Annotated in this window: 17 protein-coding genes; 8 read left to right on the top strand and 9 right to left on the bottom strand. The window is 70.5% G+C overall.

Annotated elements, in window-relative coordinates:
- Positions 1 to 4: 4 nt before the first annotated feature.
- Positions 5 to 1,282, top strand: a complete 1,278-nt coding sequence (locus ACH4SP_RS31080) for an ATP-binding protein (protein WP_398419685.1) — start codon at positions 5 to 7, stop codon at positions 1,280 to 1,282.
- Here the strand turns inward: ACH4SP_RS31080 and ACH4SP_RS31085 are convergent.
- A complete protein-coding gene (locus tag ACH4SP_RS31085) occupies positions 1,275 to 1,832 on the bottom strand; it encodes a GtrA family protein (RefSeq protein ID WP_398419687.1) in 558 nt (185 codons plus the stop codon). The two genes, ACH4SP_RS31080 and ACH4SP_RS31085, sit on opposite strands and share 8 nt — an antisense overlap.
- A 173-nt stretch (positions 1,833 to 2,005) precedes the next feature.
- On the opposite strand from ACH4SP_RS31085, the gene ACH4SP_RS31090 reads away from it, so the two are divergent.
- From ACH4SP_RS31090 to ACH4SP_RS31100, 3 genes are read left to right on the top strand one after another with little or no spacing between them, the layout of a single operon-like run.
- Positions 2,006 to 3,199, top strand: a complete 1,194-nt coding sequence (locus ACH4SP_RS31090) for a 5-(carboxyamino)imidazole ribonucleotide synthase (RefSeq protein ID WP_398419689.1) — start codon at positions 2,006 to 2,008, stop codon at positions 3,197 to 3,199.
- The gene (purE, locus tag ACH4SP_RS31095; protein WP_398419691.1) at positions 3,196 to 3,729 is read left to right on the top strand and encodes a 5-(carboxyamino)imidazole ribonucleotide mutase; all 534 of its coding nucleotides are present in this window, start codon (positions 3,196 to 3,198) and stop codon (positions 3,727 to 3,729) included. The genes ACH4SP_RS31090 and purE overlap by 4 nt, the downstream gene beginning before the upstream one ends.
- A 5-nt stretch (positions 3,730 to 3,734) precedes the next feature.
- Positions 3,735 to 4,937 (top strand): dipeptidase, encoded by a 1,203-nt coding sequence (locus ACH4SP_RS31100; protein WP_398419692.1) that lies wholly within the window; start codon positions 3,735 to 3,737, stop codon positions 4,935 to 4,937.
- A 142-nt stretch (positions 4,938 to 5,079) separates the two neighbouring features.
- Here ACH4SP_RS31100 and ACH4SP_RS31105 read toward each other — a convergent pair whose 3' ends face one another.
- From ACH4SP_RS31105 to ACH4SP_RS31115, 3 genes are all read right to left on the bottom strand, one after another.
- Positions 5,080 to 6,117, bottom strand: coding sequence for a tyrosine-type recombinase/integrase (locus ACH4SP_RS31105; RefSeq protein ID WP_398419695.1), 1,038 nt, complete (start codon positions 6,115 to 6,117; stop codon positions 5,080 to 5,082).
- Positions 6,083 to 6,658 carry a hypothetical protein gene (locus ACH4SP_RS31110; RefSeq protein WP_398419697.1) on the bottom strand — a complete coding sequence of 192 codons (576 nt, stop codon included), beginning with the start codon at positions 6,656 to 6,658 and terminating at the stop codon, positions 6,083 to 6,085. The genes ACH4SP_RS31105 and ACH4SP_RS31110 overlap by 35 nt, the downstream gene beginning before the upstream one ends.
- Positions 6,659 to 6,823: 165 nt before the next feature.
- On the bottom strand, positions 6,824 to 7,999 hold the full coding sequence (locus ACH4SP_RS31115; RefSeq protein WP_398419698.1) for an acyl-CoA dehydrogenase family protein: 1,176 nt from the start codon (positions 7,997 to 7,999) through the stop codon (positions 6,824 to 6,826).
- A 185-nt stretch (positions 8,000 to 8,184) separates the two neighbouring features.
- Here ACH4SP_RS31115 and ACH4SP_RS31120 point away from each other — a divergent pair, with 185 nt between their 5' ends.
- Both ACH4SP_RS31120 and ACH4SP_RS31125 read left to right on the top strand, forming a co-directional pair.
- A complete protein-coding gene (locus ACH4SP_RS31120) occupies positions 8,185 to 9,522 on the top strand; it encodes a UDP-glucose dehydrogenase family protein (RefSeq protein ID WP_398419700.1) in 1,338 nt (445 codons plus the stop codon).
- Between the two features lie 10 nt (positions 9,523 to 9,532).
- The gene (locus ACH4SP_RS31125) at positions 9,533 to 9,907 is read left to right on the top strand and encodes an SdpI family protein (protein WP_398419702.1); all 375 of its coding nucleotides are present in this window, start codon (positions 9,533 to 9,535) and stop codon (positions 9,905 to 9,907) included.
- Here ACH4SP_RS31125 and ACH4SP_RS31130 read toward each other — a convergent pair.
- A complete protein-coding gene (locus ACH4SP_RS31130) occupies positions 9,904 to 11,157 on the bottom strand; it encodes a dipeptidase (RefSeq protein ID WP_398419703.1) in 1,254 nt (417 codons plus the stop codon). The two genes, ACH4SP_RS31125 and ACH4SP_RS31130, sit on opposite strands and share 4 nt — an antisense overlap.
- A gap of 233 nt (positions 11,158 to 11,390) precedes the next feature.
- Positions 11,391 to 12,716 carry an LCP family protein gene (locus ACH4SP_RS31135; RefSeq protein WP_398419705.1) on the bottom strand — a complete coding sequence of 442 codons (1,326 nt, stop codon included), beginning with the start codon at positions 12,714 to 12,716 and terminating at the stop codon, positions 11,391 to 11,393.
- Between the two features lie 106 nt (positions 12,717 to 12,822).
- Here ACH4SP_RS31135 and ACH4SP_RS31140 point away from each other — a divergent pair, with 106 nt between their 5' ends.
- A complete protein-coding gene (locus ACH4SP_RS31140) occupies positions 12,823 to 13,371 on the top strand; it encodes an acyl-CoA thioesterase (RefSeq protein WP_398419707.1) in 549 nt (182 codons plus the stop codon).
- Positions 13,372 to 13,461: 90 nt separating this feature from the next.
- On the opposite strand, the gene ACH4SP_RS31145 is transcribed toward ACH4SP_RS31140, so the two are convergent.
- Complete coding sequence (locus tag ACH4SP_RS31145; RefSeq protein WP_398419709.1) at positions 13,462 to 14,940, bottom strand: LCP family protein; 1,479 nt, start codon at positions 14,938 to 14,940, stop codon at positions 13,462 to 13,464.
- A gap of 128 nt (positions 14,941 to 15,068) precedes the next feature.
- On the opposite strand from ACH4SP_RS31145, the gene ACH4SP_RS31150 reads away from it, so the two are divergent.
- Positions 15,069 to 16,097: a glycosyltransferase family 2 protein gene (locus tag ACH4SP_RS31150; protein ID WP_398419710.1), complete on the top strand. Its 1,029-nt coding sequence runs from the start codon at positions 15,069 to 15,071 to the stop codon at positions 16,095 to 16,097.
- Positions 16,098 to 16,172: 75 nt separating this feature from the next.
- Here the strand turns inward: ACH4SP_RS31150 and ACH4SP_RS31155 are convergent, their stop codons facing one another.
- Positions 16,173 to 17,930, bottom strand: coding sequence for an LCP family protein (locus tag ACH4SP_RS31155; protein WP_398419712.1), 1,758 nt, complete (start codon positions 17,928 to 17,930; stop codon positions 16,173 to 16,175).
- Positions 17,931 to 18,015: 85 nt separating this feature from the next.
- A complete protein-coding gene (locus tag ACH4SP_RS31160) occupies positions 18,016 to 19,773 on the bottom strand; it encodes an LCP family protein (protein WP_398419713.1) in 1,758 nt (585 codons plus the stop codon).
- Positions 19,774 to 19,950 lie beyond the last annotated feature (177 nt).

Here is a 19,950-nt window from a genome sequence, read left to right on the forward strand (position 1 = left end):
TGCCATGCGCCGCCGTCTGATCAATTCCACGCTCGCCGTGGTGCTCGTCGTCATCGCCGTCTTCGGGGTCTCCCTCGTCATCGTCGAGACCCGCACCATCAGCAACAGCGCCCAGGAGTCCGTCGATTCCGAGGCGCTGCGGCTGGTGAGCGTCGTCGAAGGGCGGCTCGGCGGCGACGGGGACGTCAGCCGCGAGGTCCTCGCCAAGCAGATCGCCGGCCACCGGTACGCCCGTATCGAGATCCCCGGCCGGTCGCCCATCGAGATCGGCACCCCGCCCACCGACGGCGTCATCGAGGGCCGCGCCAGCGGCGAGCGCGGCGAGTCCGTGACCGTGCAGGAGTCCCGCTCGACCGTCACCCGTGAGGTCGGCCGCACCCTGCTGATCATCGGGGCGGTCGCCCTGCTGGCCGTGGTCGCCGCCGTGCTCCTTGCCGTACGGCAGGCCAACCGGCTCACCTCCCCCCTCACCGACCTCGCCGAAACGGCGGAACGCCTCGGCTCCGGCGACCCGCGGCCCCGGCACAAGCGCTACTCCGTGCCCGAGCTGGACCGGGTCGCCGACGTCCTCGACTCCTCCGCCGAACGCATCGCCCGCATGCTCACCGCGGAGCGCCGACTGGCCGCCGACGCCTCGCACCAGCTGCGCACGCCCCTCACCGCGCTCTCCATGCGGCTGGAGGAGATCACGCTCACCGACGACCTCGACACGGTCAAGGAGGAGGCGACGATCGCCCTCACCCAGGTCGAGCGCCTCACGGACGTGGTGGAACGGCTGCTCACCAACTCCCGTGACCCACGCACCGGTTCGGCCGTCGCCTTCGACCTCGACGAGGTCGTCAAGCAGCAGATCGAGGAGTGGCGCCCCGCCTACCGCAGCGCCGGGCGGGCGATCGTACGGTCCGGAAAGAAGGGCCTGCGCGCCGTCGGCACCCCGGGCGCGGTCGCCCAGGTCCTCGCCGCACTCATCGAGAACTCCCTCATGCACGGCGGCGGCACCGTCGCCCTGCGCTCCCGGGTCACCGGCAACCAGGCCGTCATCGAGGTCACCGACGAGGGCCCCGGCGTCCCCGTCGACCTCGGCGCGCGCATCTTCGAGCGGACCATCAGCGGCCGGAACTCCACCGGCATCGGCCTCGCCGTCGCCCGCGACCTGGCGGAGGCGGACGGCGGCCGCCTCGAACTCCTCCAGCAGAAGCCGGCGGTCTTCGCGCTGTTCCTCTCCACCGTCGTGCCGGACAGCAGGCGGGACGCGGAGGCGAGCGGGAAGACGATCAGGTGAGGCGGGACGCGGCGGGCGTGGGCAGTCCTACCGGGGCTCCCTGGCCCTCGCTCGCTGCCTCTGCTGCCTCTGCCTCCAGAAACTTCTCGGCCTGACCGACCGCCTCCTTTGCGGGAAGCGTCCGGAACACCCACGTCCGGTACGACCAGAAGCGGAACAGGGTCGCCACCCCGATCCCGAAGACCTTGAAGAAGTTGCTCTGCAGTGGGGTGTTCCAGCCGAAGCCGTACGTCGCCGCGTAGAGCAGCCCGTTCTCGATCACCGCACCCACCACGCTGAACAGCAGGAACAGCGTCAGCTCTTTGGCCCGGCCGCTCTTGTCGCGGTCGCGGTAGGTGAAGTAGCGGAATCCGACGTAGTTGAAGAGGACCGCGATCACGGTGGCGATCAGGCTGGCCCGTACGACCTGGAGGTCGGTGGTGTGCCGCAGCAGGTTGAACGCGGCCATGTTGACGAGAAGGCCCAGGCCGCCGACGGCCCCGAACTTGACGACTTCGCGCGCGAGCTGTTCCACACGGGTCCGCAGCGCTGTGCCGGCAGGCTCGCTCATGATGTCCGTCGACCCCGTTCGGTTGATGTCGTCAACCCAGCCATGCTAACCATCACCCCCGGGGAGCGACGCGGATACGTGCTCCGTCCGGTGACCGGCCCTGCGGCCCCTTGTGCGTTCGTACGAAGGACCGCTCGTCCGGAGTGGTGTGTGCCTACGGATACCCTGGAAGAGTGACGTTCCCGGTAGTCGGCATGGTCGGTGGCGGTCAACTCGCCCGAATGACCCACGAGGCGGGCATCCCCCTCGGCATCAAGTTCAAGCTCCTCAGCGACACCCCTCAGGACTCGGCGGCCCAGGTGGTCAGCGAGGTCGTCATCGGCGACTATCGCGACCTGGACACGCTCCGTGAGTTCGCGCGCGGCTGCGACGTGATCACCTTCGATCACGAACACGTACCGACCGAACACCTGCGGGCCCTGGAGGCGGACGGCATCGCCGTCCGCCCGGGGCCCGACGCGCTGGTGCACGCCCATGACAAGGGGGTGATGCGCGCGAAGCTGACGGAGATCGGTGCCCCCTGCCCCCGGCACCGGATCGTGACCGGTCCCGCGGACGTGACCGCCTTCGCCGAGGAGATCAGCAGGGGCGACGCGCAGCGTCTCGGTGAGGGGCGGGGGTCGGGTGACGGGTCGGGCGGCTACCCCGTCATCCTCAAGACCGTGCGCGGCGGGTACGACGGCAAGGGCGTCTGGTTCGTACGCTCCGAGGAGGACGCGCACGACCCCTTCCGCGCCGGGGTCCCGGTCCTCGCCGAGGAGAAGGTCGACTTCGTCCGCGAGCTCGCCGCGAACATCGTGCGCTCCCCGCACGGGCAGGCCGTCGCGTACCCCGTCGTCGAGTCGCAGCAGGTCGACGGCGTGTGCGACACGGTGATCGCCCCGGCCCCCGACCTGTCGGCCGAGCTGTCCGGCGAGGCCCAGCAGCTCGCCATCCGCATCGCGGTCGAGCTGGACGTGGTCGGCCACCTCGCCGTCGAGCTCTTCGAGACCCGCGACGGCCGCATCCTCGTCAACGAGCTCGCGATGCGCCCGCACAACTCCGGCCACTGGACCCAGGACGGCGCGATCACCTCGCAGTTCGCCAACCACGTCCGCGCCGTCCTCGACCTCCCGCTGGGCGACCCCCGCCCGAGGTCGCGCTGGACGGTCATGTGCAATGTCCTGGGCGGTGACTACCCCGACATGTACAAGCCGTACCTGCACGTCATGGCCCACGACCCACAGGTCAAGATCCACATGTACGGCAAGGACGTGAAGCCCGGCCGCAAGATCGGCCACGTCAACACCTACGGCGACGACCTCGACGACGTGCTGGACCGCGCCCGTCACGCCGCCGGCTACCTCCGAGGAACGATCACCGAATGACTGCTCCCGCCCCCCTCGTCGGCATCGTCATGGGCTCGGACTCCGACTGGCCCGTCATGGAAGCCGCCGCCACCGCACTCGCCGAGTTCGAGATCCCGTACGAGGTCGACGTCGTCTCCGCGCACCGGATGCCGCACGAGATGATCGCGTACGGCGAGGAAGCGGCGGGCCGCGGCCTGAAGACGCTCATCGCGGGCGCGGGCGGCGCGGCACACCTCCCGGGCATGCTCGCCTCGGTCACCCCGCTCCCCGTCATCGGCGTCCCCGTCCCCCTCAAGTACCTGGACGGCATGGACTCGCTCCTCTCCATCGTGCAGATGCCGGCAGGCGTCCCCGTCGCCACGGTCTCTGTCGCGGGCGCCCGCAACGCGGGCCTGCTCGCGGCCCGCATCCTGGCCGCCCACGACCCCGCCCTCCTCGCCCGCATGCAGGAGTTCCAGCAGGAGCTCAACGCGCAGGCCACGGAGAAGGGCAAGCGGCTGCGCACGAAGGCGATGGGCGCCGCCGACTCCTTCGGCTTCGGAAAGTGAGCACCGTGAACACCGCGAGCACCGCGAACCACCTCTCCGAGGCCCGGGCCCTCCTCGCCGACTTCCCCGTCGTCGACGGCCACAACGACCTCCCCTGGGCGCTGCGCGAGCACGTCCGCTACGACCTGGACCGCCTCGACATCGGCGCCGACCAGTCCGCCCACCTGCACACCGACCTGGCCCGGATGCGCTCCGGCTGCGTGGGGGCCCAGTTCTGGTCGGTCTACGTCCGCACCGACCTCACCGGCGACTCGGCGGTCAGCGCCACCCTCGAACAGATCGACGTCGTCGCCCAACTGCTCACCCGCTACCCCGACCACCTGGTCCGGGCCCTCACGGCGGACGACATGGAAGCGGCCCGCCGCGACGGCCGCATCGCCTCCCTGATGGGTGCCGAGGGCGGCCACTCCATCAACAACTCCCTCGCCACGCTGCGCGCCCTGCACACCCTGGGCGTCCGCTACATGACCCTCACCCACAACGACAACATCGCCTGGGCGGACTCGGCGACGGACGTCCCTGCCTGCGGCGGTCTGACCGCCTTCGGCCGCGAGGTCGTCCGCGAGATGAACCGCATCGGCATGCTCGTCGACCTCTCGCACGTAGCGGCGACGACGATGCGCGCGGCCCTGGAGACGACCGAGGCTCCGGTCGTCTTCTCCCACTCCTCCTCCCGCGCGGTCTGCGACCACCCGCGCAACATCCCCGACGACGTCCTGGCGGCCCTCCCCGCCAACGGCGGCGTCGCGATGGCCACCTTCGTCCCGAAGTTCATCCTCCCAGAGGCGGTCTCCTGGACGGCCCGCGCGGACGAGAACATGCGCGCCCACGGCCTGCACCACCTGGACACCACGGCCGACGGCATGAAGGTCCAACGCGCCTTCGAGTCGGCCAACCCCCGCCCCATGGCCACCGCCGCCACCGTCGCCGACCACCTCGACCACATGCGCGAGGTCGCGGGCGTCGACCACATCGGCATCGGCGGCGACTACGACGGCACGGCCTTCACCCCCGCGGGCCTGGAGGACGTGGCCGGCTACCCGAACCTGATCGCCGAGCTCATCGGGCGTGGCTGGTCCACCGAGGACCTCGCCAAGCTCACCTGGCAGAACGCGGTACGCGTCCTCCGCGACGCGGAATCGGTGGCCAGGGACATCCAGCAGCGCAGGGGCCCGTCGAACGCGACCCTGGAACAGCTGGACGGCTGAGAGGCCGGGGGCGGGGCGGGCCTTTCTCGCGCTCCGCCCCCTCTCCCCCCGAGCGGGATCGGGCTGTGACTCCACGGCCCACCCGCCCCCGGGCTCGGCCCGGAGCCGTCGCCGAGCCCGTGCCCCGTACGGGCACGACCGGTCAGGCCACGCCGTGCAGTCGAGCGGGCCGCGCAGACGCAACCGGGGTCGCAAGCCCCAGGACCCCGTCGATGGCGAGACGCGCGCGATCCGGAGCGTCCGGCATCAAGTCGTTGTAGTACTTCTCCGTGAAGCTCACCGACGAGTGTCCGAGCCAGGCCGAGACCTCCGTTACCGGCACCCTTGCGGCAAACAACGAAGCCGCGTAAAAGTGCCGGAAGCTGTGCGGCTTGAAGTAGTCGAGACCGGCTGTGGCCAGGGCGGGCTTCCAGATCTTCGCGTACCAGTAGGACGGGTACAGCAGGCCCGTCCCCGTGACGTTGCTGAACAGCAGGTCGTCGGGGCCCCAGGTCCCGTGCTCCTTGAGCTGACGCCTCATCGCCAGGGCCACCACGTCCGGGAGCGGGGCTTCCCGGCCCCGGTCCCCCTCCTCGCGCCACTTGATGTGGCGCAGCCGCATCCGGCCGTACTTGCCGGTCCCCGTGTCCCCGTCGCACGCCACCTGCCGGTCGATCCTGATCACCTGGCGAGCGAAGTCGATCCGGTCACCACCGATACCCATGGCCTCCCCGAGCCGGAGGCCGCAGCCGGCCATCAGCCAGAACATTCCGCGATAGCGCTCCGGTGCCGCACTGATGACTGCGTGCACGGCTTCGGTACTCGGAATGTGGACCTCGGCGCGCTGGTCACGGTAGACGCGGGCACGGCTGTCAGGCAGCCGCACTCCCCGGCAGGGGTTCGCACCGGTGAGCCCACCGTCCACGGCCCAGGTGAACACCGACATCAGGAGGTTGAAGCGGAACCGTGTCGTGGAGGGTTTGTAGGCGCGGTCGACGGAGAGCCAGGAGGTCCACTCCTCGATGTCCGACCGGGTGACGGATCCGATGGAGCGCGAGCCGAAGAAGGGCTCCACGCTTCGGGCCAGGATGCTCCGGTACTGCTTGACGCTGCTGTTCTCCACGCCCCTGGTGGTGGCCCACCTTGCGAAGACGGAGACGAGGGACTCACTTCCGGTCGGCTTGTTCCCGGGACTGCTCATGCTCTTCGCCCTCCAGCCACCGTCTGGCCTTGGCAGTCAGACGGTCTGCGGGTTTTCCTGGCGGCCCGGCGAGGAAGCCCATGGCGCGTGCCCGGCGAATGCGTCCGCTGATGGTGTTCCGGCTCATTCCCCACGCGGTCGCCAACCGAGTGACGGGACTCCGGTAGCCCTGCTCCACCAGACGTACGTATGCGCGGGCCATCAAGGCGTAGTCGTGATCGGTCTCAACCCTGTCGAGCACGGCGCTCGCTCCGGTGCTGTCGATCGAGCGACCGAGCCGTGCCCGGAGCTCCTTCGTCGTTCTGCGGATCTCCGCCATGGAGATGGACCGCATGAGTTCCGCTGTGATGCCGTCCGTCTCCCGCGCGGCGTCAAGATCTGCCGGAGGGTCGATGCGAAGGCTGGTCGGGCCGTCCCACGGGGCGCTCAGCGTGCTCACCACGGTGAGCCGCCACCCGTGCAGCTCGGCTTCATGAACGAGGTCGTCCCCGTCCACGCGCCAGCCCGCAGGAAGGTTGCCGTCTCCATGCTCATCCGTCATCCGTCGAACCTAGCGCGGCACACAGCAGCCGCCACGTGCCGGGCGGTCCCCGGCCACAAGACAAGCGTAGAACACGCAACATGGCTGCAACCAGGTTTCGTGTCTTTCTCTCGGGAAGGGAAAGGGGCACCCTGATATGGGGTGCCCCTTTCCCTGTGCCGCTTGCTACTTCGGCAGGTTCCGCGCCATCACGATGCGCTGGATCTGGTTCGTGCCCTCGTACAGCTGCGTGATCTTCGCGTCCCGCATCATCCGCTCCACCGGGTAGTCCCGCGTGTAGCCGTAGCCGCCGAGGAGCTGGATCGCGTCCAGGGTGATCTCCATGGCGGCGTCGGACGCGTAGCACTTCGCGGCCGCGCCGAAGAAGGTGAGGTCCTCCTTGTCGGCTCCTGCGGAGACGCGCTCGGAGCGGGCGGCGGCGGAGTAGGTGAGCTGGCGAGCCGCTTCCAGCTTCATCGCCATGTCGGCCAGCATGAACTGCACGCCCTGGAAGTCGCCGATCGGCTTGCCGAACTGCTTGCGCTCCTGGACGTAACCCTTGGCGTAGTCCAGGGCGCCCTGCGCGATGCCGACGGCCTGGGCGGCGATGGTGACGCGGGTGTGGTCCAGGGTCTTCATCGCCGTGGCGAAGCCGGTGCCCTCGTCGCCGATCATGCGGTCGGCGGGGATGCGGACGTTGTCGAGGTAGACCTCGCGGGTCGGCGAGCCCTTGATGCCGAGCTTCTTCTCCGGTGCGCCGAAGGAGACGCCCTCGTCGGACTTCTCGACGACGAAGGCGGAGATGCCCTTGGAGCGCTTCTCGGGGTCGGTCACCGCCATGACCGTGTAGTACTCGGACTCGCCGGCGTTGGTGATCCAGCGCTTCACGCCGTTGAGCACCCAGAAGTCGCCGTCGCGGACCGCGCGCGTCTTCATGCCGGCCGCGTCCGAACCCGCGTCGGGCTCGGAGAGGCAGTACGAGAACATCGCCTCGCCCTTGGCGAGCGGCGACAGGTACTTCTTCTTGAGGTCGGTGGAGCCCGAGAGGATGACGGGGAGGGAGCCGAGCTTGTTGACGGCCGGGATGAGGGAGGAGGACGCGCAGACGCGGGCCACCTCCTCGATCACGATGACCGTGGCGAGCGCGTCCGCGCCCGCGCCGCCGAACTCCTCCGGCACGTGCACCGCCTGGAGGTCGGAGGCGACGAGCGCGTCCAGGGCCTCCTTGGGGAAGCGGGCGTTCTCGTCGACCTCGGCCGCATACGGAGCGATCTTCGCCTCGGCGAGCGCGCGCACCGTTTCGCGGAGCATGTCGTGCTCTTCGGACGTGCGGTACAGGTCGAAATCGGGCGAACCTGCCAAGGTCTCTCACTCCCAAAGGTGCTAACTACCGTTAAGTAACCTGTTCAGTAACCCTGATTTTAGGGGGTGTGCGGCGCTCAGGGATACGTGAGTTTGCCGACAGCGTCCGGCGGGCTGAATCTCCCCTTACGGGCGCCCCGATATGCTCGGGCGCGTTGTCCCGCCCGTACCTCTAGGAGCACCACATGGCCCTCAGGATCACCGTGATCGGCACCGGCTACCTCGGTGCCACGCACGCAGCGGCCATGGCGGAGCTGGGATTCGAGGTGCTCGGGCTCGATGTCGTGCCCGAGAAGATCGAGATGCTGTCGGCCGGGCGGGTGCCGATGTACGAGCCCGGACTCGAAGAGCTGCTGCACAAGCACGTCGAGGGGCTGCCGGGGTCGACCGGGCGGCTGCGCTTCACCATGGACTGGGCGGAGGTCGGCGCCTTCGGCGACGTCCACTTCGTCTGCACGAACACCCCGCAGAAGCACGGCGAGTACGCGTGCGACATGAGCTATGTGAACAGTGCCTTCGGCTCGCTGGCCCCGCATCTGAAGAGCGACGCGCTGGTGGTGGGCAAGTCGACCGTGCCGGTCGGGTCGGCGGCGCGGCTGAAGCAGCTGCTCGCGGACGAGGCGCCCGAGGGCGTCGAGCTGGCGTGGAATCCGGAGTTCCTGCGGGAGGGCTTCGCCGTGCAGGACACCCTGCACCCGGACCGTCTCGTCGTCGGCGTGGAGAGCGAGCGCGCCGAGAAGCTGCTGCGCGAGGTGTACGCGGCCCCGATCGCGGAGGGCTCGCCTTTCGTGGTGACGGACTTCCCGACGGCGGAGCTGGTGAAGACCGCCGCGAACTCGTTCCTGGCGACGAAGATCTCGTTCATCAACGCCATGGCCGAGGTCTGCGAGGCCGCCGACGGCGACGTGGCGAAGCTGGCCGAGGCGATCGGGTACGACGAGCGGATCGGCGCGAAGTTCCTGCGGGCGGGCATCGGCTTCGGCGGCGGGTGTCTGCCCAAGGACATCCGGGCGTTCATGGCGCGCGCCGGTGAGCTGGGCGCGGACCAGGCGCTCACCTTCCTCCGCGAGGTCGACTCCATCAACATGCGACGCCGCGGCCACATGGTCGAGCTGGCCAGGGAGGCGCTGGGGGGCGGCGGCTTCCTGGGGAAGAGGGTCGCCGTGCTCGGCGCCACCTTCAAGCCGGACTCGGACGACGTACGGGACTCGCCCGCGCTGAACGTCGCGGGTCAGATCCACCTCCAGGGCGGTCAGGTGACCGTGTACGACCCCAAGGGCATGGCGAACGCCCGCCGCGTCTTCCCCACCCTCGGGTACGCCGACTCGGCCCTGGACGCGGTGCGCGGCGCGGACGTCGTACTGCACCTCACCGAGTGGCGCGAGTTCCGCGAGCTGGACCCGGCGCGGCTGGGCGAGGCCGTCGCCCGCCGGCTGATCCTGGACGGGCGCAACGCGCTGGACCCGGCGAAGTGGCGCGAGGCGGGCTGGACGTTCCGGGCGATGGGGCGGCCGAAGGCCTGAGGCGATTCAGATGACAGGGATACCTGAGACGGTCCCCACCGGGGCAGTCGTCGTGCTCTCCGTCCTCCTCGGGCTGACCGGTCTTGGCATGGTCGTCGTCGGGCGGCTCGGCAGCACCGGGCGGATCCGGCGCAACCCTCTGGTCGGGATCCGTACCGCACGCTCCATGGAGAGCGACGAGTCGTGGCGGACCGTGCACCGCACGGCGGCCCCTTGGCTGTACGCGTCCGGAGGCATGCCGCTGGCGGCGGTCGTGGCGATGCCCTTCGTACGGAATCCTGCGCCCTTCCTCGCCGTGGCGCTGGGCTCGCTCGGGCTGCTGGTCGTGTTCCTCTGCCTGGGGGTGCGGCGGGGGACGCGGGCGTTGCTGCCCCGTGGCTCCTAGCCGTCCAGGTCCTCGATGCGGGCCGTCGACGGGCCCCGGCGCTGCTGGGCGGCGCGGGCGGTGAACTCCATGTCGCGCAGCACCCGTTGGAGGTTCTCCCAGGTGAGGCTGGCCAGATCGGCCTCGGGCCAGCCGCGGTCCAGGAGTTCGGCGATCAGGTACGGGTAGCCGGCGGCGTCCCGCAGCGCGCCCTGGTGGGCGGCGCCCGTGTCGTACGTACCGGACAGGCCGACGCAGCCGGGGCCCGCGAGGGAACGGACGTGGTCGAGGTGGTCGGCGACGTCGCGGACCTCGGGGCCCGTACGGTCCGCCGCGAAGGGCACCATGCACAGGCCGCCGTTCCCGCGCAGTGCGGTGAGGACGTCGTCGGGGACGTTGCCGGGGTGACAGGTGAGGGCGTGCGCGCCGGAGCGGCTGAGGATCACCGGGGCCCGGGAGACGGTCAGGACGGCGTGCATCGTCCCGGGGGAGGCGCCGCTGAGATCGGCGAGGATGCCGACGCGGTTCATCTCGCGCACGACCTCCTGGCCGAAGCGGGTCAGGCCGGTGGACGACGCCCAGTCCGTCCCGGCGAGGGTGAGGCTGCGGACGCCCAGCGCGTGCAGGGCGCGCAGCGTGCCCAGGGAGTCACCGATCGCGGGGGCGGCGGCGGGGCCGAGCAGCGAGGCGATGCGGCCGCAGGCACGGGCGTCGCTCACCTCGCCGGAGCTGAGCGCGAGACGCAGGGCCTCCGGATAGCCGCCGATCATCGCGCGCACCTGGTCGATCTGCTCCAGCGTGGCGGTGACCGCGCACCTGCCCCGGGCGTGCAGCGACCAGAACTGTGCGCCGACGCCGCCGGACCGCAGCCGCGGAATGTCGGTGTCCAGGGTGGACTCGCCGAGCTCTATGTCCGACCAGGGCGCGGACTGCAGCGCTCCGGCCAGCCCGTTGTGGCCGTCGGCGACCGGATGGGCGGCAAGCAGGGCGCGGGCCAGCGGAAGACTGTCGCCCGCGGTGGATGCCGAACCGTCGTCCGCGGCGTCCGGTGCGGGGCCGCTGTCCGCGGCGTCCGCGGCGGACGCACAGGGCACGTCGTCGGGCGCGACACGTGTGACGTCTTCGGGTGCGGCGTGCGCGCGGTCGTCGTCGGGCGACCCCGGTGCTGCGGGCGGGTCGGGGGCTGCCGGGTCCGGGGCGGGCGCGGGTGGCTCTGTGCCGAGCCGGCCCGCCGCGGGTGTGGTGTGCGGGTCGTCCTGTAGCAGTGCCATGACGGGGCTCCGGTTCTGCGACGGCGGCGGTACGGCCACCGTGGCACGGGAGCGCCGGGGGTTCGCGGCGGGTGTGGCGTTCGAGGGACGGACCAGGGGAAGGCCAGGGGGAGGCACCCGGGGACGGGGCCGGGGGGAAGTGCCCGGGACGTGGCCGGGGGCCGGGCCCGTGTACGCCGAAGGGGAGGGGGCGGCCCGCACGGCCGCCCCCTCCCCTTCCGTACCGCCTCGGCTCAGTCCGAGGTGACCGTGACCTTCTCGTCGTTCTGGATCTGCTTGACCAGCTGCCGCATCTTGGTCTTGTCCCAGATCACGTTGCCGTGCCGGATGCCCGACTTCGGCATGTTCATGGACTTGCCTTCGCCGCCGCTGATCCCCTTCATCGCGAAGAACATCTCGGCGAGGTCGAACAGCCCCATGTCCTTGTCCACGACCAGCGTGTCCAGGCCCGCCCCGAGCGTCGGGTACAGGGAGAACGGGTTGAGGATCGTGCTGGGCGTCGCCGCCTGGCCGGCCAGCGCGGACAGGAACTTCTGCTGGTTCTTGGTGCGCGCGAAGTCGGACTCGGCGAAGGCGTACCGGGTGCGGACGAAGGCCAGCGACTGCTCGCCGTTGAGGGTCTGCTTGCCCGCCTGGAAGTCGGCGCCCGACTTCTTGTCCTTGAAGGCCTTCGGGATGTCCAGCTCGACGCCGCCGAGCGCGTCCACGATGTTCGCGAAGCCGGCGAAGCCGATCTCGGCGTAGTGGTCGATGCGCAGGCCGGTGTTGTGCTCGACGGTACGGACGAGGAGCTCGGGGCCGTCCTCGGCGTACGCGGCGTTCAGCTTCACGCGGCGGTGCTGGTTCTCGAACCGCTTGCCGGACTCCGAGCCGACGAAGGACGGGATCTCCACGTCCGAGTCGCGGGGCAGCGACACCATGGTGTTCCCGCTGCCGCACGACGCCAGGATCATCATCGAGTCGGTGCGCTTGCCCTCGGCGGAGCCGGTGTGCAGCTTCTTCTTCTGCTCGGCGGTCATGCCCTCGCGGCTGTCGGAGCCCACCACCAGGTACGTCGTGCAGTCGCCCTCTTCGGGGCGGTCGATGACCTTGGAGAGGTCGACCTCGCGGCGCATCTTGGAGTCGGCCCAGAAGTAGGTGGCGACGGAGGTGATCGCGAGGACGGAGACGACGGTGATCGCGCCGATCTTGATCCGGCGACCCCAGTTCGGGGCGGGGCGCGGGCCGCGGCCGCCCGACCCTCCAGGACCGCCGGGCCCGCCGCCGGAGCGGTTGCCGCCGCCGTAGACCTGGCCGGTGTTGTAGCCGTCGTTGCGGCCGCCCTGGCCGGGGACCTGGTTCCCGTCGTACGAGCCGTACCCGTCGTGCCCCGGAGCCTGCTGCGGCGGGACGCCGCGCGGCGGTGCGGAGGGGGCGGCGGGGCGTCGGTCTCCGGAGCGCGGGGCCTGGCCGCGCTGCACATGCCGCATCACCCGGGGGCCCTCGGGCTGCGCTCCTGCGCTGCCGCGGCCGTACCGGTCGTTGCGGTCGTCGTTTCGTGCACTGGGCCAGTCGCTCATAGCCTCAGTGTGCAGGCAGGGCGCGGCGGCCTCACAGGGCAGGTGGGGAATCGGGGCAGGGCTGTTGCCAAGCTGATGCAATGCGCACCGGCATAAAGTAGAGGCCATGACAGATCAGGCCCAGGCCCCGGAAGATCACATTCCGGGCAAGCCCACCTCCGCTTCCCGCACCACGCTCAGCCACATCATGACCGCTGCGGAAACGAATCTCCTCGGCACCGTGCACGGCGGCGTGATCATGAAGCTGGTGGACGACGCGGCGGGCGCCGTCGCCGGGCGGCACTCCGGCGGGCCCGCTGTCACCGCGTCGATGGACGAGATGGTCTTCCTGGAGCCGGTGCAGGTCGGCGACCTCGTGCACGTGAAGGCGCAGTGCAACTGGACCGGCCGCTCCTCCATGGAGATCGGCGTACGGGTCCTGGCCGAGCGGTGGAACGAGTCGACGCCCGCCCAGCAGGTCGGCTCCGCGTACCTGGTCTTCGCCGCCGTCGACGCGGACGGCAAGACGCGCCCCGTACCGCCGGTGCTTCCGGAGACGGAGCGGGATCAGCGGCGCTATCAGGAGGCGCAGATCCGGCGGACGCATCGGCTCGCCAGGCGGCGGGCCATCAAGGAGCTGCGGGACCGGCGGGCCGCCGAGGGGCTCAACGACTAGGCGCGCGGGGCCGTGCCGGATCTGCGGCTCCGCCGCGCGGGCGCGACCGGCCCCCACCGGACCGCACGTCCACCACGTCCACCACACCCCTCAGGGGCACACCACCTGGTCGCCCGTGGCCACCCCGAATTCGCCCTGGTACGCGTCCTGGGCCTGCACCCGCGTCACCGCCCGGTAGTCCGCGCCCGCCGTCACCCGCATCGTCCGGCCCTGCCCCTTGACCGCCTTCAGTTCGCAGCCAGGCAGCGCCGCCGCCAGGGACTGCGCGGAGCGGTCCCAGCGCGGGTCGTACGTCACGAGGGTGCGGGTCAGGTCGCGGCGCGCGCCGTTGCCCGGGGTGCCGGTCGTACGGAACCCGGTGGCGCGCAGCGCCGCGTCGACCCGCTTGCCCAGGCCCGCCGTGCGCGTCCCGTTGTCGACCCGCACCTTGATCTGCTGGGGGGAGACCTCCACGGGCTTGCCCCGCGCCTTCCTGGGCCGCTGCACGGCCAGCGGCCGGTCCTCGCGCAGCGTCTGGAACAGCTTCTTCGACTTGGGCCCGTCCCACTTCAGGGTCGAGCCGATGCCCTTGACCTGGAAGCTCATCTGTCCGATCGGCACCGACGTGAACTCCGACGACGCCGGGGTGAAGCCCCGCATCGCCTGCCCCAGCGCCAGCATCTCCGCCGTGCCGAAGCCGCTGTCGGCGCGCACCGAGCCGAGCAGCGTGCCGGCCACCTCGCGGAACTTCACCGGGTTCAGCAGCGCCCCGCTGTCCGTCGCCCGCGCGATGAACGCCGCCAGGAAGCGCTGCTGGCGCTGCATCCGGCCCAGGTCGGACGCCCCGTCGATGTGCCGGGAACGTACGTACTGGAGGGCTGCGCCGCCGCCGAGCCGGTGCGTTCCGGGGGCCAGGTCCAGGCCGGTGTAGCTGTCCTTCAACGGAGTGGAGGTGCAGATGTCGACGCCGCCGAGCACGTCGACCGTCTTCATGAAGCTGGTGAAGTCGACCTCCAGATAGTGGTCGATCTTGATGCCCGTCATGTGCTCCACGGTGCGGGTGGTCAGGGCGGGGCCGCCCTCCGCGTACGCCGCGTTGATCTTGACCGGGTGCGACTTGTGGTGGTCGCCGGTCGTCTCGTCCGTGTGCTCGGGCAGCTCCGCGTAGCTGTCGCGGGGGAGGCTGACGACGCTGGCGCGGTCCCGGTCCTCCGAGACGTGCACGAGCATGACCGTGTCCGTGCAGTGGCAGGGGGCACCGCCCAGGCGGTACTTCTCCTTCTCCGCACGGGTGATCCTGTCGCGGCCGTCGGTGCCGACCAGCAGGAAGTTCATCCCGTGCCCGGCCTCGGCCTCGGGCCGGTTCTTCATGTCCTTGAACGGGTCGACCCGGGTGATCTTGGTGTTCATGCTGGTCACCATCGCGTGCCCGATGCCGCCCGCCGCCAGGACCAGTACGGACAGGGTGGTCGCCGCCCGCATCCCCCAGTGCGGCCGCTCGTCCTGCTTCCGGCGGCGCTCCCGCGGAAGCGGCCTGCGCCGACGGCCGGAGTGTGACTGCGGGGCGGGCGAACGGCGTGGCACGGGCACGGGGGGACACCTCCGCTGGGGCACAGGACGGGGATCGCGTGCACCGTATGCCGATACGATCTGCGGCCCGGGGGAGGGGAACGGCCGCCGCGCGAGGCTGTCCCCCGTTCGCGGTAACGTGAGCCGATGTGAACGCCTACGCCTCCACCGCCCCAGCGGTCTCCGTGATCATGCCGGTCCTCAACGAGGAGCGGCACCTTCGCAACTCGGTCCGCCACATCCTGGAGCAGGAGTACGACGGCGAGATGGAGGTGGTGATCGCACTCGGCCCCTCCACGGACCGCACCGACGAGATCGCCGCCGAGCTCGTACGCGAAGACCCTCGCGTTCACACCGTCCCGAACCCCACGGGACGCACCCCCGCCGCCCTGAACGCCGCGATCAAGGCCTCCCGCCACCCGATCGTCGTCCGCGTCGACGGCCACGGCATGCTCTCCGCGAACTACATCGCCACCGCCGTCCGCCTCCTGGAGGAGACCGGCGCGCAGAACGTCGGCGGCATCATGCACGCCGAGGGCGAGAACGCCTGGGAGGACGCGGTCGCCGCCGCGATGACCTCGAAGATCGGCGTCGGCAACGCGGCCTTCCACACCGGCGGCGAGGCCCAGCAGGCCGAGACCGTCTACCTGGGCGTCTTCCGCCGCGAGGCACTGGAGCAGCAGGGCGGTTACAACGAGGAGTTCATCCGCGCCCAGGACTGGGAGCTGAACTTCCGCATCCGCGAGGCCGGCGGCCTGATCTGGTTCTCGCCCGAGCTGAAGGTCCAGTACCGGCCGCGCCCGTCCGTCAAGGCGCTCGCCAAGCAGTACAAGGACTACGGCCGCTGGCGCCACGTCGTGGCCCGCTACCACTCCGGCTCGATCAACCTGCGCTACCTCGCGCCGCCGACCGCCGTGTGCGCGATCGCCGCGGGCGTCGTCGTGGGCGCGGCCGTCACCCCGTGGGGCTTCGTGGTCCCGGCCGGCTACCTGGCCGCCATCACCGCGGGCTCCCTCCCGGCCGGCAAGGGCCTCTCCCTGAAGGCCCGCGCGCAGATCCCCGTCGCGCTCGCCACCATGCACATGTCGTGGGGCTACGGCTTCCTGACCTCGCCCAAGTCCCTCGCCAAGCGGGTCATCGCGAGCAGGCGGCCCTCGGTGCAGGGCGCGGGCGTGTAGGCGGCTTTCTGCTGCGTACGAGGAAGGGGGCCCGGGACTTCACGTCCCGGGCCCCCTTCCTCGTACGCATCGGGATCAGTCCTTGCCGTTCCACTGGTACACGCCGTACACGTCCATGCAGCCCTTGTCATTGCCCTTGACCGCCTCGGCGGACTCCGGGACGTCGCCCGCCTTCGGCACCTCGGCCTTGGGGTAGGAGGTGCCGGTGCGCCAGTCGGAGCCGACGACCAGGGTCACGCCCGAGACGTCCGTGGACCTGCTGACCGCCGAGGACGGCAGGCCGAGCGCCTTGGCCACCGCCTGGGCGTCGCCCTCCAGCTCGGCGCTGGGGAACTTGACCGTCGTCCGCTCGGTGCTCTGGCGCTCCTTGCTGGCAGTCGCCCGGGTGTAGCCCTTGCCGGACAGGGTCTGCGCGACGGCGGACGCCCGGCCGGGGGTGGGGGTCCGCGTGTCGCTCCCCGTGCCGTTCTGCACGGTGACCGCCAGCTCTCCGGGGGCGGCCGAGGGCTTCTTCGCGGGCTTTCCGGCGGGCTTCTTCGAGCCCTTGCCGTCGGACTTCTCGCCGTTCTTGTCGAACGGGATGTCGTCCTGGAGCAGCTTGAGGACCTTGGGGGAGTCCTTCGGGTCCACGACGTAGTGGGCGAGGGGGTTCTTCGGGTCCTCGATCGTCGGCAGCGAGGTCATGGTGATGCTGTCCGAGGGGACGTCCTTGAGCTCCATCGCCAGGTCGAAGAGCTTCTTGGGCGTGCCGATCTCGTCGGAGACCTGCAGGGCCTTCGTCGCGGTCTCGGCGAGCGAGGTGATCCGGCCGACGTTGGTGAACGCGTCCTCGGCCTGGAGCTGGCGCATCATCGAGTTCATGTACATGTGCTGCGCCTTCGCGCGGCCCTTGTCGCTCCCGAACGCGTGCCGGGTGCGCAGCCACTTCAGGGCGTCCTCGCCCTGGATCTTGTGCGGGCCCTTGGCCAGCTTGAGGCCCGAGCCGCCCTTCTCCAGCTTCGTCGGCCTGTCCCACACGCCCTGGTTGAGGCAGACCTCGACACCGCCGACGGCGTCCGACATCTGCACCACACCGGAGAAGTCGATCATCAGCCAGTGGTCGATGTAGATGTTGGTGAGCTTCTGCCAGGTGTCCAGGACACAGCTCGGACCGCCGCGCGCCAGCGTCTGGTTGATGATGGCGTTCCCCGCGGGGGTGACCTTGTTGGTCTTCTCGTCCTTGCACTCGGGGATGTCCACCCGGGTGTCGCGCGGGATGCTCACGACCGAGGCGTGCTTGCGGTCGGCGGAGACGTGCAGCAGTTTCTGGACGTCGGCGAGCGGCGGGTTCTTCGTCAGGTCCTTGCCGCCGCCCAGCTTCACGTTCTTCGGATCGGCACGGCTGTCGGAGCCGATCAGCAGGATGTTCAGCGGGGTCTGCCCGGCCGCGTTCGCCTTGGGCTTGTCGGGGCCGTCGCCGCTGCTGCGGGCGCTGCTGCGCAGATTGTTGTTGAGGTGCTGGTAGTAGAGGTATCCGGCGCCGGCCGTGCCGAGGATCAGCACGGCCAGGCCTATCGCGACCCCGCGCAGGACGCGTTTCTTGCGGCTCCTGCCGCCCTTGCCGCCCTCCTGCCGCCTGCGGCGGGAGCCGCCCCGGCGGCGGCCGCTGCCGGAACCACCGCTTCCGGCCGCCGGTGCGTCCGGTCCGGCCGGACCGTCCGGTGCGACCTGTCCGTCCTGTCCGGCCTGTTTGTCCTGCGCGGCCGACCCGGGTGCCGCGTCCTCGTAGAGACTCTCGTCCCAGCCGAGGCTGCGAGCCCGGGTGCCCTCCCCATGCACACTGCTGCTGCCCACCGGGCCCCCACTCTTCTTCAGATTTCTGCTGTGGTGCGTCGTGCTTTGCGCGTCGCTGTGTCGGTCCGTGTGCAGTGACCCGAGGTCACTTGGCGCACACCGACTCGTCGGCGTTGGCCCGCTGGATGCCGTCGGGCGCCTTCGCCGGTCCGCCGAGCGGTTTGCCCGCGCCGGTGAAGTCCTTGCCCAGGGTGAGCGTCATCGGCTCGCGATCCGCCGCGTCCTGCCCGGTCGGCTTCAGCGCCGAGGAGGGCAGGCCCATCATCGCGGCGAGCGCGCGCGCCTGGTCGGCCTGGTTCTCGCCGTACTCCAGCGTGGTCTTCGCGATGTCGGGCTTGGGCGAATTGCCGCCGTTGGTCGCCAGCTTGGCGTCCTTGTTCAACTGGAGCCAGGACAGCGTCTCCTGGGCGGCACCGCTGGGGCCGCCCCCGTTGAAGATGTTGACCCGTACGTCGTCGGCGGCGGCCTTGGTGCCCTTCAGCAGTGCGTCCTGCTTGGCATTGGCCTGCGCCTTCTGCTCCTTCTCCTGCTTCTTCACCTCGGTCAGCGAGGTGTCCGACTGCAGCATCGCGAAGAGCGGATCTGCCTTCTCGCGGTTGACGACCACGGTGGCCTTCTTGCGCGGCGGCTCGTCGGGGTTGTCCAGCACCGGCAGCGTGGCGAAGGTGACGTTCTTCGGGTCGACCTTGCCGACCTCGGTGGCCAGCGACTTCAGCTTGAGGATGCTGCCGATGCCGGAGTCGACGGTCAGCGCCTGGGTCGCCGCCTCGGCCAGGCCGTACAGCTTGGCCGGGTTGGTCAGCGTCTCGCTGGACTTCATCTTGCGGATCATCGAGCCGAGGAACTGCTGCTGCGTCTTGATCCGGCTGAGGTCGGACTCGTCGCCGAAGGCGTGCCGGGTGCGTACGAAGGCCAGCGCCTGCTCGCCCTCCAGGGTGTGCGTGCCCTTGGCCAGCTTGAGGTGCGACTTCGGGTCGTCCACGTCCTTGGCGACACAGACGTCCACCCCGCCGACCGCGCTGGTCAGCGTCTTCACCGCGTTGAAGTCGACCATCATGAAGTGGTCGACGGTCAGCCCGGTGAGCTCCTTGACCGTGCGCATGGTGCAGCCGGGGTCCCGGCCGGACTGGCCGAGGCTGGTGTTGAAGCGTTCCTTGGGACTGCCAGGGACGATCTTCTCCGAGCCGTCCTCCTGCTTGGTGGGGCAGTCGGGGATCGGCAGCTTCAGGTCGCGCGGGATGGACAGCGCGGTCGCGTTCGTCCGGTCCTTGGAGACGTGGAAGAGGATCGTGGTGTCGGCGTGGCCGGGGCTGTCCTTGTCGCCGTAGCCGTCGTTGCCGTCACCGGTCCGTTTGTCCGTGCCGATCACCAGGATGTTGACGGCCTGGTCCTTCTTGAAGCCGCCCGAGCCGCCGGAGACGTCCACCGACTTCAGGTTGCCGTTGAAGTGCTCGTAGAGCGCCCAGGCGCCGACCGAGCCCGCCACGAGGACGAAGCCGACGACGGCGCCGGTGATCTTCAGCGCCTTGCGGCGCGGCTTCGCCTGCTTGCGCTTGCGGCGGCCCGCCTGCTGCGTGCCGCCGCTGCCGTGACCTCGGGGACCGCCGTCGGACGGTGACGCACGACGACTTCGCTGGGCCGGTACCTCGCGCCGTGGCGCACCGGTCTCCCGGGCGCGGCGGTCACGGCTGCGGCCGCGCGGGCTGCCCTGAGGCCGTCCGGCACCTCTCGGGGACCCTGCGGAATCTTCCAGTCGCAGTTCGTAGTTGCCGGTGTGCGGGTTGAGAACCCACTGGTCGGCGGGGTCGATCTCGCCCGCCCCGTCACGGCTGTGCGCGTCCACGGTTGCCTGAGTCCTCCGTCGGTCCCACGCGAGGCGCCTCCCCCCAGGCGCTCGGTCATTCGGTCCAGTCGTGCGTGCAGTGGCCCGTGTTGCGTGGGTGCTTGCACTGGATCGCGTCACACTATCTGCCCAGATCAGGGCCGAGCGACGGCAGTGACAAATTCCACGCCCCTTACA

The sequence above is a fragment of the Streptomyces sp. NPDC021093 genome, assembly GCF_044333135.1.
In the GTDB taxonomy this organism is placed as follows: domain Bacteria; phylum Actinomycetota; class Actinomycetes; order Streptomycetales; family Streptomycetaceae; genus Streptomyces.